The following is a 15699-nucleotide window of genomic DNA, read 5'->3' on the forward strand; positions in this document are numbered from 1 at the left end:
GGTCTTCTCCAGTTCGGTGCGAGGGCTCGTGCCGGGCGGCGCTCAGGGGGTGGTGAGGCCCCGGTCGATCAGGTCGAACAGTTCGTCGGCGGATGCGGACGACACGTCCACGGCGGTCTCCCGGGCGACCGCGTGGTCGCCGTTCGTGCCGGTGATGCTCCAGACCAGGCTCTGCAGGCGCTTGGCGATCAGTGCGCCGGTCTCCGGGTCGGGCGGTGTGGCGCCCAGTGCCGCCTCCATCGCCGACAGGGAGCCGAGCATCGGATGACAGTCCTGGTCCGGCACCAGCCGGTCGACAAGCTGGGCGGCCAGTTCGGCCGGTGTCGGGTGGTCGAAGACGAGGGTGGCGGGCAGGGTGAGGCCGGTCGCCGTCCGCAGCCGGTTGCGCAGCTCGACGGCGGTCAGCGAGTCGAACCCCATGTCGCGGAAGGCGCGCCCGGTGTCGATCGCCTCGGCGCCGCCACCGTGGCGGAGCACCGCCGCGGCCTGCGCCCGGATCAGGTCGAGCACCAGGTGCTGCTGCTCCACCCGGGGCCGGCCGGACAGTTTCGCGGCGAACTCGCCGGTGCCCTCGGCCGCGTCGCCGCCGGTAGGTTCGTCGGCGGCGATCTGCGCCTCCGGAAGGTCGGCGAGGAGGCGGTTGCCGCGGGCCATGGTGAACAGCGCGGTGAACCGGTCCCATTCGACGTCGGCGACGGCGACGACTGTCTCGTCGTGGCCGGCGATCTGCTGGAGCGCCGTGAACGCCGGGCCGGGGTCGAGCAACGGCAGGCCGTGCCGGCTGGACTTCTCGTTCTTGAGGGTCCGGATGCGGGTGTTCCGCTCGTCCCAGTCGTTGGCGGCGTCCCAGATGCCCCAGGCGATCGAGGCGGCGGCGGAACCGTTCGCGCGGCGGCGTTCGGCGATCGCGTCGAGGTGGGCGTTGGCGGCGGCGTACGCGCCGTGGTCGCCGCTGCCCCAGAACCCGGCGATCGACGAGAACAGCAGGAACGCGTCCAGGTCGGCCCCGGCGAAGATCTCGTCGAGGTGCTGGGCGCCGACGACCTTGGCGCGGCAGATCTCGGCGAGCGTGGCCGCGTCGAGGTCGGCGAGCGAGCCGAGGCCGATGTGCGCGGCGGCGTGCACCACGGCGGTGATCTTCTCTCCGGCGTCGCGCAGGCCGCCGACCAGGCCGTCGAGCGCGTCCCGGTCGGTGATGTCGCAGGCGGCGACAGTCACCCGGGCGCCCAGCTCGGTGATCGCGGCGGCCAACTGGGGCGCGCCGATCGCGTCGGTGCCACGGCGGCTGATCAGCACCAGGTGCTCGGCGCCGTTGCGGGCGAGCCACCGGGCGAGGTGGCTGCCGATCCCGCCGACGCCGCCGGTCACCAGGACGGTCCCGCGCGGCTGCCAGGGCCGCGTCGGGGTACGCCCGGCCAGCGGCGCCCGGGCGAGCCGGCGGACGAACGTGCCGCCCGGCCGGACGGCCAGTTGGTCCTCGCCGTCCGGCGCGGTGAGCGCCCGTGCGACCTGGCGCAGCGCCCGGTCGTCGAGGTGCTCGGGTAGGTCGATGAGGCCGCCCCAGAGGCGGGGGTGCTCCAGCGCGGCGACCCGGCCCCAGCCCCACACCTGCGCCTGGCCGGGCGCGGTGACCGGCTCGCCGCCGCCGGTGCTGACCGCGCCCCGGGTGAGGAGCCACAGCGGCGCCTCGATTCCCAGTTCGTGCAGGGCCTGCAGCAGGTGGAGGCTGCCGACGGCGCCGACGCTGAGGCAGGGGTGCTCCGGGTGGGCAGTCTCGTCCAGCGCCCACAGACCGACCACCCGGCCGATCGTGGTCCCGGCGGCGGCCAGCTCGCCGATCCGGGCGGTGAGCACGGCACGGTCCAGGTCCCCGGCGGTGACGTCGAGGCGGTGCACGTCGGCACCGCCGGCCGCCAGGTGCGCGGCGAGCGCGTCGCCGGCCGGCTCCGCCCGGTGCGCGACGACCAGGACGGCGCCGGTGAGCGGCGGCGTGACGGCGCCGGGCAGCGGCCGCCAGTCGATGCGGTAGCGCCAGGAGTCGATGGTGCTGTGCTCGCGGTGCCGGCGACGCCAGCCGGACAGGGCCGGCAGCACCCGTTCGAGGTCGTCCGGACCGGCGCTGAGCGAGTCGGCCAGGGACTCCAGGTCCTCGCGTTCGACCGCCTCCCAGAACTTCGCCTCGACGTCGTCCCGGGCGCTCGCCGGGGTTTCGGCCGGTTCGGCCCGCAGCCAGTAGCTCTCCCGCTGGAACGGGTACGTGGGCAGGTCGGCCAGTGGCCCCTCCCCCACCAACGACCGGAAGTCCACAGGCACCCCGGCGACGTACGCCTCAGCCAGGCTGGTCACGAAGCGGCGGGCACCACCGTCGTCGCGGCGCAACGACCCGACCGCCTCCGGAATGCCGAGGGTCAACACCGGGTGTGAGCTGCACTCGATGAAGGTGTCGAACCCGTCGGCCCGCAACACCTCCACCGTCGCGGCGAACTCCACAGTCTGGCGCAGATTCCGATACCAGTACCCGGCATCCATCGTCGCCGTGTCGAGCACACCCCCGGTCACCGTCGAATAGAACGGCACCCGCGACCCCCGCGGCTCAATCCCACCCAACGCCTCGACCAGATCCGCACGCAGCACCTCCACCTGCGACGAGTGCGACGCGTAATCCACCGCCACCCGACGCACCCGCACCCCAGCGGCATCCCACGCCGAGACCAGCGCATCGACCTCCCCCGGGTCCCCCGAGATCACCACCGACGACTCCGCGTTCACCGCCGCGACCGCGACACCATCGGGCAGCACCGCCCGCACCTCATCCACCGGCAGAGCCACCGATGCCATCGCACCCTTACCGGCCAACCGTGACGCGATCACCCTGCTCCGCAGGCCGACCACCCGGGCACCGTCTTCGAGCGACAACGCACCGGCGACCACGGCCGCCGCGATCTCCCCCTGCGAGTGGCCGACCACCGCCGCCGGTGTCACCCCGAACGACTCCCACAACCGGGCAAGCGACACCATCACCACCCACGACGCCGGCTGCACCACCTCCACCCGCGACAGATCACCCGACAACTCGGCCAGCAGATCCCAACCCACCACCGGCCGCAACACCTCCGCACACTCCGCCAACGCATCCGCGAACACCGGAAACGCCTCCGCCAACTCCACACCCATCCCGGCCCACTGCGCACCCTGACCCGGGAACACGAACACCGGACGGTCGGGCGAGGCCGCGCTCGCCGTACCGACGATGTCGGCGACTCCGGCGGCGACCCGGTCCAGGCCGGCGACGAGCTCGGGCAGGTCCGCGCCCACCACGACGGTGCGGTGGCTCAGCTGCGCCCGGGTGCGGACCAGTGACCGCGCGACGGCGGCCGGGTCCGCGTCCGCCAGGTGCTCACGGAGCTGGGTCGCCTGGGCCTGCAAGGCCCGGCCGCCGCGCGCGGAGAGCACCCACGGCACGACAGCGGCCGCCGGCTGCTCGGCCGGAGTCGTCGCGGGCTCTGGCTGCTCGAACAGGATGTGGGCGTTCGTGCCGCTGATGCCGAATGACGAGACGCCGAAGCGGCGCGGCGCACCGGTCTGCGGCCAGGGCCGGGCCTCGTCGAGCACTGTCACCCCGCCGGCGGACCAGTCGATGTGCGAGGAGGGCGCGTCGACGTGCAGCGACTTCGGCAGGGTGCCGTGCCGCATGGCCTGGACCATCTTGATCACGCCGGCCACACCGGCGGCGGCCTGGGTGTGCCCGATGTTCGACTTCAGCGAGCCGATCCAGAGCGACCGGTCCGGGTCGCGGTCCTGCCCGTACGTGGCCAGCAGCGCCTGCGCCTCGATCGGGTCACCAAGCGTGGTACCCGTGCCGTGCGCCTCCACCGCGTCCACCTCGGCAGCGGACAGACCCGCATCGGCCAACGCCTCCCGGATCACCCGCTGCTGCGACGGACCATTCGGCGCGGTCAACCCGTTCGACGCACCATCCTGGTTCACCGCCGAACCCCGCACCACCGCCAACACCCGATGCCCGTTACGCCGCGCGTCAGAAAGCCGCTCGACCAGCAGCAGCCCGATCCCCTCGGCGAGCCCGAACCCGTCGGCGGACTCGGCGAACGGCTTGCAGCGCCCGTCGGGGGCCAGGCCGCGCTGACGGCTGAACTCGGTGAACGCGGCCGGGGAGGACATCACGGTGACACCGCCGGCGATCGCCATCGCGCACTCGCCGCTGCGCAGCGCCTGGGCCGCGAGGTGCAGGGCGACCAGCGACGACGAGCACGCGGTGTCCACCGTGACGGCCGGGCCCTCGAAGCCGAACGTGTACGCGATGCGGCCGGACGCGACACTCGCGGTGCTGCCGGTCATCCGGTAGCCCTCGAGCCCCGCCGGCACCGGCACGCCGGGGTCGGTGATGCCGTAGTTGTGGTGGGTGAGCCCGGCGAACACGCCGGTCCGGCTGCCCCGCAGGGTCTCCGGGTCGATGCCGGCGTTCTCGAACAACTCCCAGCCGACCTCGAGCAGGAGCCGCTGCTGCGGGTCCATGGCGAGCGCCTCGCGCGGGGAGATGCCGAAGAAGTCGCTGTCGAAGCGGTCCGCGTCGTGCAGGAAACCTCCGACCCGGACGTACGTGCGGCCGGGCGCGTCGGGGTCCGGGTCGTACAGGCCGTCGACGTCCCAGCCGCGGCCGGTGGGCATCGGGGTGATCGCGTCGCCCGCGGAATCGACGAGCCGCCACAGGTCGTCCGGCGAGGCGACCCCGCCGGGCAGGCGGCAGGCCATCCCGACGATGACGATCGGGTCCTCCGCGCCGGTGTGCACGGCGGCGGCCGACTCCGGCGTGTGGTCGCCGCCGGTCAGGGCGGTCCGCAGGTGCTCGGCGAGCACCCGGGGCGTCGGGTAGTCGAACACCAGGGTGGCGGGCAGTTGGAGCCCGGTCAGGCCGTTGAGCCGGTTGCGCAGCTCGACGGCGGTCAGCGAGTCGAAGCCGATCTGCCGGAACGCGTGCCGGGGGTCGATCGTGGCGGGCCCGTCGTGGCCGAGCACCAGCGCGGCGTTGACCCGGACCAGCTCGGTCAGCTCGCGGGTCTGCGCCTCCGGCGACAGGGTCCGCAGCCGCCGGGTCAGCGTCCCGGTCTCTTCTGCCTCCGGCACCTCGACGGTGGTGAACGCCGCCCGGGCCTCCGGGATCTCGTCGAGCAGCCGGCTGGGCCGTTCCGAGGTGAAGACCACGGCGAACCGGTCCCACCGCAGGTCGATCACGATCGGACAGGTCTCGTCGTGGTCGAGGGACTGCTGCAGAGCCCGGGTGGCGGCGTCGGCGGACATCTCGAAGATGCCGTGCCGCCGTGCCCGGTCACCGACGGCACCCTCGGCCATCCCGGCGCCGGCCCAGGTGCCCCAGGCGACGGCGGTGGCGGGCAGGCCGTCCGCGCGGCGCTGCGCGGCGAGGGTTTCGAGGAAGACGTTGCCGGGCGCGTAGTTGCCGAGGCCCGGCGTGCCGAAGGTGGCGGAGAACGACGAGAAGAGTACGAAGGCGGAGAGGTCGAGGTGCCGGGTCAGCTCGTGCAGGTGTACGGCGCCCAGGGCCTTGACCCGCAGCACCCGGTCGGCGCGGGCGGGGCTCAGCGCGTCGACCATGCCGTCGTCGAGCACCGCGGCGGTGTGCACGACGGCGGTCAGCGGGCGGTCGGCCGGGATGGCGTCGAGCTGCGCGGCGAGCTGGTGGCGGTCGGTGATGTCGCAGGCCGCGAGGGTGACCTCGGTGCCGAGCGCGGTGAGTTCGCGGCGCAGTTCCGCGGCGCCGGGCGCGTCGGCTCCCCGGCGGCTGAGGAGCAGCAGGTGCGGTACGCCGGCCCGGGCCAGCCACCGGGCGACATGGGCGCCGAGCGCGCCGGTCCCACCGGTGACCAGGACGGTCCCGTCGGGACGCCAGGTGCGGCCCGGCGTCGCGCCGTGCAGCGGCGCACGGACCATCCGGCGGGCCAGGACGCCGGTGGGCCGCAGCGCCACCTGGTCCTCATCGCCGAGGCCGGCGAGGACCGCGGTGAGCCGGTCGCGGGCGTCCGCGTCGGGTGTGGCGGTCAGGTCGATCAGGCCACCCCAGAGGTCGGAGTGTTCCAGGGCGACGGCCCTGCCAAGCCCCCACAGCGCGGACTGCGACGCGCTGGCGGGTCGTTCGCCGGGGGTCGCGGCGACGGCGCCCCGGGTGGCGCACCACAGGCGGGCCCCGGTGCCGGCGTCGGCCATCGCCTGGGCGAGCGCGAGGTTCGCGGCGTACCCGGCGGTGACGGCCGGGTGGTCCGGCAGCGGGTGCTCGTCGAGGGCGAGGAGGGACAGGACGCCGGTCAGGCCGTCCCGTCCGGCGAGGTCGCCGCCGAGGGCGGCGCGGTCGGCGGTGGCGGCGTCGAGCACCAACTCGGTGACGTCGGCACCGGCGTCGCGGAGGGCGCGTACGGCCTCCGCGGCCCACGGTTGGGTGGGGCCCGCCGGGATGACGACAAGCCAGGCGCCGGTGAGGGTGCCGGGGCCGGTGACGGTGACCGGACGCCAGTCGATGCGGTAGCGCCAGGAGTCGAGCGTGGCCTGCTCCTGCCGGCGGCGGCGCCATCCGGTCAGGGCGGGCAGCACCCGCCGCAGGTCGTCCTCGGCGGTCGCCAGCGAGCCGGCCAGGGCGGCCACGTCCCCGTTCTCGACGGCCGTCCAGAAGCCGTCGTCGTCGCCGCCGCTCGTCGCCGCCTCGGCCGGGACGAGCCAGTAGTGCCGGCGCTGGAAGGCGTACGTGGGCAGCTCGGCCAGTGGCCCCTCCCCCACCAACGACCGGAGGTCCACCGGCACCCCGACGACGTACGCCTCACCCAGGCTGGTCACGAACCGACGGGCACCACCGTCGTCGCGGCGCAACGAGCCGACCGCCTCCGGAACACCCACCGTCAACACCGGATGTGAGCTGCACTCGATGAACGTGTCGAACCCGTCGGCCCGCAACACCTCGACCGTCGCCGCGAACTCGACAGTCTGGCGCAGGTTCCGGTACCAGTACCCGGCATCCATCGTCGCCGTGTCGAGCACACCCCCGGTCACCGTCGAATAGAACGGCACCCGCGACCGCCGCGGCTCGATCCCGGCGAGCGCCTCGACCAGATCCGCACGCAGCACCTCGACGTGCGACGAGTGCGACGCGTAATCCACCGCGACCCGCCGCACCCGCACCCCAGCGGCATCCCAACCGGCGACCAGAGCGTCGACACCCGCCGGATCACCGGACACCACCACCGACTCCGCCGCGTTCACCGCCGCGACCGCGACACCATCGGGCAGCACCGCCCGCACCTCATCCACCGGCAGAGCCACCGATGCCATCGCACCCTTACCGGCCAACCGGGAAGCGATCACCCTGCTGCGCAGGCCGACCACCCGGGCACCGTCGGCGAGCGACAACGCACCGGCGACCACGGCCGCGGCGATCTCACCCTGCGAGTGACCGATCACCGCCGCCGGTGTGACACCGAACGACTCCCACAACCGGGCCAGCGACACCATCACCGCCCACGACGCCGGCTGCACCACATCCACCCGCGACAGATCACCTGCGAGCTCGCTGCGCAGATCCCAACCCACCACCGGCCGCAACGCCTCCGCACACTCCGCCAACGCATCCGCGAACACCGGAAACGCCTCCGCCAACTCCACACCCATCCCGGCCCACTGCGCACCCTGACCCGGGAACACGAACACCGGACGCGACGCCGCCTCCGCGATGCCACCCCCGGGAACGACAGTGCCCAGGCCGGACAGCAGCTCTTCCCGGGTCGATCCGACGACCACCGCGCGCCGGCCGAGCACCGCGCGGCCCCGCGCCAGGGTGCGGGCCACGGCGTCCGGCGCGGCCGTCGCCGCGGCCGCACGCAGTCGTTGCGCCTGGGCGAGCACCGCCTCGGGATCGTGGGCGGACAGCACCCAGGGCAGCATCCCGCCGCCGACCCGCGCCGGTGCGACTGCTGCCTCCTCGGGGGCCTCCTCGTCGGGGGCCTCCTCCACGATCACGTGGGCGTTGGTGCCGCTCACGCCGAACGACGAGACCGCGGCACGCCGGGTGCGGTCACCGGCCGGCCAGGGACGGGCCTCGGTCAACAGGGACACCGCGCCGGACGCCCAGTCGACGCGGGGCGTCGGCTCGTCGACGTGCAGGGTGCGGGGCAGCAAGCCGTGGCGGAGCGCCAGCACCATCTTGATCACGCCGCCGACGCCCGCCGCCGCCTGGGCGTGCCCGATGTTCGACTTGAGCGAGCCGAGCCAGAGCGGCCGGTCCGGCTCGCGGCCCTGCCCGTACGTCGCGAGCAACGCCTGCGCCTCGATCGGGTCGCCAAGCGTCGTGCCGGTGCCGTGCGCCTCCACCGCGTCCACCTGGTTGGAGGCGAGCCCGGCGCTGGCGAGCGCCTGCCGGATCACCCGCTGCTGCGACGGACCGTTCGGCGCGGTCAACCCGTTCGACGCACCATCCTGGTTCACCGCCGAACCCCGCACCACCGCCAACACCCGATGCCCGTTACGCCGCGCGTCGGACAGCCGCTCCACCAGCAGCACACCGACACCCTCGGCCCAGCCGGTGCCGTCCGCCGCACCCGCGAACGGCTTGCAGCGCCCATCGGGGGCCAGCCCGCGCTGCCGGCTGAACTCGGCGAACAGTTCCGGCGAGGGCATCACGGTGACCCCACCGGCCAGCGCCAGCGAGCACTCGCCCTGGCGCAGCGCGCGGACCGCGAGGTGCAGGGCGACAAGCGAGGACGAGCACGCGGTGTCCACCGTGACCGCCGGACCCTCCAGCCCGAACGTGTAGCTGATCCGCCCGGTGATGACGCTGGCCGCCTTGCCGGTCATCGAGTAGCCCTCGAGTTCCTGCGGCGTGCTGCCGAACTTGGCGCCGTACCCCGGGTGGCCGGCGCCGATGAACACGCCGGTGTCGCTGCCGCGCAACGTGCCGGGGTCGATCCCGGCGCGTTCCAGCGCCTCCCAGGAGCTCTCCAGCAGGATCCGCTGCTGCGGGTCCATCGCCAGTGCCTCGCGGGGGGAGATGCCGAACAGGCCGGCGTCGAACTCGCCCGCGTCGTGCAGGAAGCCACCCTCGCGGACGTACGAGGTGCCCGGTGTCCGCAGGTCCGGGTCGTAGAGCGCGTCGAGGTCCCAGCCGCGGTTCACCGGGAAGCCGCCGATCGCGTCCCGGCCGGCGGCGACCAGGTCCCACAGGTCCTCGGGGGACGCGATGCCGCCCGGGTAGCGGCAGGCCATGCCGACGATCGCGACCGGTTCCTGGTCGCGTTCCTCCAGATCGGCGAGGCGCTGGCGCGCGTCCCGCAGGTCGGCGGTGGCCCGCTTGAGGTACGAACGGAGCTTCTCTTCGTTGCTCATGGTCACCTGTCCCGGGCCGCGTCAGGAGTGCGAAGTTCGTCGTCGAGCAAGCTGAACAGTTCGTCGTCGGTGGCGGTCGCCACGTCACCGACCGCGTCGGCGGGCCGGTCCGGGGTGTCGTCCCAGCGGGCGAGGATGGTGCGCAGCCGCAGGCTGATCTCGAGGCGTGCGGCGTCCCCGGCGACGAGGCCGGCGAGTTCCGCCTCCAGCCGTCCGAGGTCGTTGAGGATCCGGGGCACCGCCCGGCTCTCGTCGGCCGGATCGAGGTGGGTGATCACGTGCGCCGACAACTCACCCGGCGTCGGATGGTCGAACACCGCCGTCGCCGCCAGCCGCAGACCGGTCACCGCGTTCAACCGGTTTCGCAGTTCGACGCCGGTCAGCGAGTCGAACCCCACCTCCCGGAACGGCCGGTCCACCGGAACCCCGGTCACGTCACCGAATCCGAGCACCGCCACGGCCTGCTCCCGGACCAGCTCCACCACCAGCCGGAGCCGTTCCTCCCCGGACACCGACTCCACCCGCCGCAACCACTCCCGCCCGTCCGGCGCCGCCGTGGAGCCGGCGGTCGCGCGGCGGGTGGCGGGCCGGACGAGCGCGCGGAACAGCGCGGGCACGGGTTTGCCGGCGGCGGCGGTCGCGCGCAGGGCGCCGAGGTCGAGGCCGATCGGCACGGCCAGCGGCTCGTCGAGGCGCAGCGCCGCGTCGAACAGCGACAGTCCCTCGGCCGTGGTGAGGGGACGCGCGCCGGAGCGCTGCACGCGGGCCCGGTCGGCGTCGCCGAGCTTGCCGGTGATCGTGCTTTCCGCGTCCCACAGCCCCCAGGCCAGCGAGACGGCGGGGAGGCCGCGGGCACGGCGGTGGGCGGCGAGCGCGTCGAGGTACGCGTTGGCCGCGGCGTAGTTGCCCTGCCCGGGTGTGCCGACGATGCCGGACGCGGACGAGTACAGCACGAACGCGGCGAGATCCTGGCCCGCGGTCAGCTCGTGCAGGTGCCACGCGGCGTCCGCCTTGGCCCGCAGCACCCGGTCGACGTGCTCCGGTGTCAGCGACCCGAGCACCGCGTCGTCGGTCACCCCGGCGACGTGGATCACCGCGGTCAGCCGCCGTCCGGCCAGCAGCGCCGCGGCCTGATCACGATCAGCGACGTCGCAGGCAACGATCGTCACCTCGGCGCCGGCCGCCTCCAGCTCGGCCCGCAGCTCCGGTGCGCCAGGCGCCTGCGGCCCCCGCCGCCCGGCCAGCACCAGCCGGCGGACCCCGCGCGCGGACACCAGGTGCCGGGCCAGAGCCGCGCCCAGGGTGCCGGTGCCGCCGGTGACCAGGACCGTGCCGTCCGGGTCCCAGGCGGGCGGTACCCGCAGCACCACCTTGCCGACGTGGCGGGCCTGGGCGACGAACCGGAACGCCTCCGGCGCCTGCCGCACGTCCCACGACGCCACCGGCAGGACCTGCAGCGCACCGGCGGTCACCAGCTCGACCACCTGGCGGAGCATGGTTCCGATCGCGGCCGGGCCGGCCTCGATGAGGTCGAACGCCCGGTACGTCACACCCGGCCGGTCGGCGGCGATCACGGCCGGGTCCCGGATGTCGGTGCGGCCCATCTCCACGAATCGGCCGCCGCCGGGCAGCAGGTCCAGCGACGCGTCCACGTACTCGCCGGCCAGCGCGTTGAGCACCACATCCACGCCCCGGCCGCCGGTCGCGGCCAGAAACCGGTCCCGGAACTCCAGCGACCGGGACGACCCGATGTGCGTGTCGTCCAACCCGAGTCCGCGCAGCACGTCCCACTTGCCGGGGCTCGCCGTCGCGAAGACCTCCGCCCCCAGGTGCCGGGCCAGCTGCACCGCCGCCATGCCCACCCCACCGGCGCCCGCGTGCACCAGCACCACATCACCCGGACGCACCGCGGCGATCTCCACCAGGCTCATCCACGCGGTGGCGAAGACGATGCCCACCGATGCCCCGGTCTCGAACGACCACCCGGCCGGCAGCGGCACGATCATGCGGGCGTCGGCGACCGCGTGGGTGCCGAACGCGCGCGGGATCAGGCCCAGCACCCGGTCACCGGCGGCGAGACCGGTGACGTCCGGGGCGACCTCGGTGACCACGCCGGCGCCCTCGTCACCGAGCCAGGGCGCGGCCTCGCCCGGGTACATGCCCAGGGCGATCAACGCGTCCCGGAAGTTGACCCCGGCGGCGCGGACCTCGACGCGGATGTGGCCCGGGGCGAGCGGGCCGGTGACGTCCGCGCCGGCGGGCGCCAGGTGCAGCGCGTCGAGGGTGCCGGCGCCGGTGCTCTCCAGCCGCCACGGCCGCTCGGCCGGCGGTTCGAGGGTGTCGCCCTGCCCGGCCGGCGTCAGCCGCGGCGCGCGCACCTCGGCCTCGCCGATGCGGACGTGCTCCTCGCCGCGCCCGACCGCCTCGGCGATGTCCTCGGCGGTGAGCTTCGCCCGGTCGTTCTCCACAAGCGCGAAGCGGCCCGGGTGCTCGGCCTGCGCGGAGCGGACGAGACCGCCCGCGGCGGCGTGTGCCAGGTCCCCGGAGCGGATGACGAAGGCGAGGCGGGCGTCGGCGAAGCGGGCGTCGGCGAGCCAGGCGCGGGCCAGGCCGGCCACGTCGTTGACCGCGGCGCGCGGGTCGATCGCCTGTTCGACGTACGCGATGACGAGGTCCGGCACCGGGTCCACGGCCAGCGCGGACAGGTCCGTGGCGCCGACCGGCAGCGCGGCGACGACCGGGGCGTTTCCGCCGGTCGCCGCGAGCGGCGTCCACCGCACCCGGTAGAGGTTGGCGACCGGCGCGGCCGCGGGGTCGGCGATCGGCCGCAGGGTCAACGCGTCGACGGCGACGACCGGCGTGCCGGCCGGGTCGGTCGCGGTGAGGCTGAGTGTGTCCGCGCCGGTGGCCGTCAGGTGCACCCGCAGGCTCCGCGCGCCGGTGGCGTGCAGGCGCACACCGTCGAACGCGAACGGCACCATCGGGCGGCCGGCGCCGACGCCGGTCAGCGCGACCGGGTGCAACGCGGCATCCAGCACGGCCGGGTGGATACCGAACCCGGCGAGGTCCAGGTCGGCGGGCGCGACGACCTCCGCCCACACCTCGTTGCCCGATCGCCACGCCGTCCGCACGTTTCGGAACGCCGGGCCGTAGACCGAACCGGCCGCGTCCAGCCGCTCGTAGAACCCGTCCAGGTCCACCGGCTCCGCACCCGGCGGCGGCCATGCCTGCCCGGTGGCCGGCGACGGCCCGGTGTCCTCGGCGAGCGTCCCGGCGGCATGCAGCGTCCAGGGCTGCTCGTCATCCGGCCGGGAGTGAATCCGGACGTGGCCGTCGGCGTCCACGCCGACCTGCACCTGCAGCCCACCCGAGTCGGGCAGCACCATCGGCGCCTGCACGGTCAACTCGTCGACCCGGCCCACGCCGGCCTCGTCGCCGGCCCGGATCGCCATCTCGACGAGCGCCGTGCCCGGCACCAGCAGTCGGCCCGCGATCCGGTGGTCGGCCAGCCACGACTGCCCGGAGCGGCTGACCCGCCCGGTGAGCACCACCTGGCCACCGTCGGCCATCGCCACCGCCGCACCCAGCAACGGATGCCCGGCGGCGGCCAGCCCCAGATCCGCCGGATCGGCGGCGCCGGTCCGGTTCAGCAGCCAGTACCGCTCCCGGTGGAACGCGTACGTCGGCAGATCCACCACCCGGCCACCGGCGTTCACCGCCGCCCAGTTGACGGCGACGCCGACCGTCCACGCCCGGGCCACACCTTCGACGACCGCGACGTCCTCGTCCCGGTCCTTGACGCACAACGCGATCGCGGCCACATCCGACTGCCCGGCCAGCCCGGTCAACGTGGCGTCGGGGCCGATCTCGAGACAGGTCCGCAGCGGCGGCAAGGCCGCCACGGCATCGGCGAACCGCACCGTCTGCCGGACGTGACCGACCCAGTACCCGGGATCCGACCAGTCACCGGCCGCCGTGGACACGAACGGGATCCGCGCCGGGCCGAACGTCAGCCGCGACACCACCGCCCGGAAGTCGTCGAGCATCGGGTCCATCAACGACGAGTGGAACGCGTGCGACACCCGCAGCCGGCGTACCCGCACACCCTCGTCCCGCAGCACCGCCTCGATGGCGGCGAGCCGGTCACCGGCACCGGACAGCACCACCGACGACGGACCGTTGACCGCGGCCACCGACACATCGTCGAAGCGGGCCACCTCCGCCTCCGGCAACGCCACCGACAGCATCACCCCGCCGGCGGGCAGCGCCTGCATCAACGCACCCCGCGACACCACCAGCCGGGCCGCGTCCGGCAACGACAGCACGCCCGCCACGTGCGCGGCGGCGATCTCCCCCACCGAGTGACCGACGAGCACCGAGGGCCGCACGCCCCACGACTCCAGCAGGCGGAACAACGCGACCTCGAACACGAACAGCGCCGGCTGCGCGAACTCCGTACGCGCCAGCAGCTCGGCGTCGTCGCCCCACACCACCGCGGCCAACGAACGCCCCAGGACCGCGTCCACCTCCGCGCACGCCTGCTCCCACGCCGCCCGGAACGCCGGGAACGACCCGGCCAGCGCCCGGGCCATCCCCAGCCGCTGCGAACCCTGACCCGCGAACAGGAAACCCACGTCACCGGTGCCGGTAGAGGGCAGGACACCGGAGATCTCCCGGCCGCCCGGCCCGAGGAGCACGCTGCGGTGCGCGAACGCCTGGCGGGTCGTGGCGAGGGAGAAGCCGACGTCCACACCGGAGACGTCCGCGGCGGCGATGTGGTCGCGCAGCCGGTCCACCTGGCCGCGCAGCGCCGGCGCCGAGCGGGCCGACACCGGCCACGCCACCACGGCCGGCTCCGGGCCGGACGGCGGGACGTCCGCGGCGTCGGGCGCGGCCTCCAGGATCACGTGGGCGTTCGTGCCGCTGGCGCTGAACGACGAGATCGCGCAGCGGCGGGCACGCCCGGTCTCCGGCCACGCGATGGCGTCGGTGAGCAGCTCGACCCGGCCGGCGTCCCAGTCCACGGCGGGCGTCGGCTGGTCGATGTGCAGGGTGCGGGGCAGCCGGCCGTGGCGCATGGCCAGCACCATCTTGATCACCCCGGCGGCGCCGGCCGCGGCCTGGGCGTGGCCGATGTTCGACTTCAGCGACCCGAGATAGAGCGGCCGGTCGCCGTCGCGTTCCTGCCCGTAGGTGGCCAGGATCGCCTGCGCCTCGATCGGATCGCCCAGCCGGGTGCCGGTGCCGTGCGCCTCCACCGCGTCCACGTCCGCCGCCGACAGCCGAGCGGCCGCCAGCGCCTGCCGGATCACCCGCTGCTGCGACGGCCCGTTCGGCGCGGTCAGGCCACTGGAGGCGCCGTCCTGGTTCACCGCGGTGCCGCGTACCACACCCAGCACCCGGTGCCCGTTGCGCTGGGCGTCGGAGAGTCGCTCGACCAGGAGCACGGCGGCGCCCTCCGCCCAGCCGGTGCCGTCGGCCGCCGCGGCGAACGCCTTGCACCGCCCGTCCGGGGCAAGCCCGCGCTGGCGGCTGAAGCCGATGAACACGTCCGGGGTGGCCAGCACGGTGACGCCGGCGGCCAGGGCGAGCGAGCACTCGCCCTGGCGCAGGGCCTGCGCCGCCAGGTGCAGCGCGACGAGCGACGACGAACACGCAGTGTCGACGGTGACCGCCGGGCCCTCGAAACCGAACGTGTACGCGATCCGGCCGGAGAACACGCTGCCCGCGTTGCCGGTGCCGATGAACGCCTCGACGTCCGGCGGCACCTGATCCATCGGGGCGCCGTAGTCGTGGTACATGATTCCGGCGTAGACGCCGGTCCGGCTGCCGCGCAGGGTGCCCGGGTCAATGCCGGCGCGTTCCATCGCCTCCCACGACGTCTCCAGCAGCAGCCGCTGCTGCGGGTCCATGGCGAGCGCCTCCCGTGGGGACACTCCGAAGAACGCGGGGTCGAAGTCACCGGCGTCGTACAGGAAGCCGCCCTGCCGGACGTATGAGGTCCCCGGCAGGTCCGGGTCGTCGCTGAACAGCCGGTCCAGTGGCCAGCCCCGGTCGGTGGGGAAATCGCCGGCCGTGTCCCGCCCGGCGTCCACGAGGTCCCACAGCTGCTCCGGTGAGGTGACGCCGCCGGGCAGCCGGCAGGCCATGCCGACGATCGCGATGGGCTCCGCGGTCAGCTCCTCGTTGCGGCGGCGGAGCCGGTCGCTCTCCTTCAGGGCGTTGCGCAGCGCGGTGACGACCCGGTCGGGTGCGGCGGGCGTCGGGCTGGTTCCGTTCGGCACGGTGCTCTTCCTTCCGGGC

2 protein-coding genes are annotated in these 15699 nt (G+C 74.6%); both read right to left on the minus strand.

Features of this window, described 5'->3' with window-relative positions:
* Nucleotides 1-42: 42 nt before the first annotated feature.
* Entirely contained in the window at nucleotides 43-9396 is a 9354-nt protein-coding gene (locus AB0B14_RS05440; RefSeq protein ID WP_357521467.1) for a type I polyketide synthase, read from the minus strand.
* A gap of 2 nt (nucleotides 9397-9398) precedes the next feature.
* The gene (locus AB0B14_RS05445) at nucleotides 9399-15680 is read right to left on the minus strand and encodes a type I polyketide synthase (protein WP_357521469.1); all 6282 of its coding nucleotides are present in this window, start codon (nucleotides 15678-15680) and stop codon (nucleotides 9399-9401) included.
* Nucleotides 15681-15699: the final 19 nt, after the last annotated feature.

The sequence above is a fragment of the Micromonospora sp. NPDC049171 genome (genome assembly GCF_040648275.1).
Lineage (GTDB): Bacteria > Actinomycetota > Actinomycetes > Mycobacteriales > Micromonosporaceae > Micromonospora.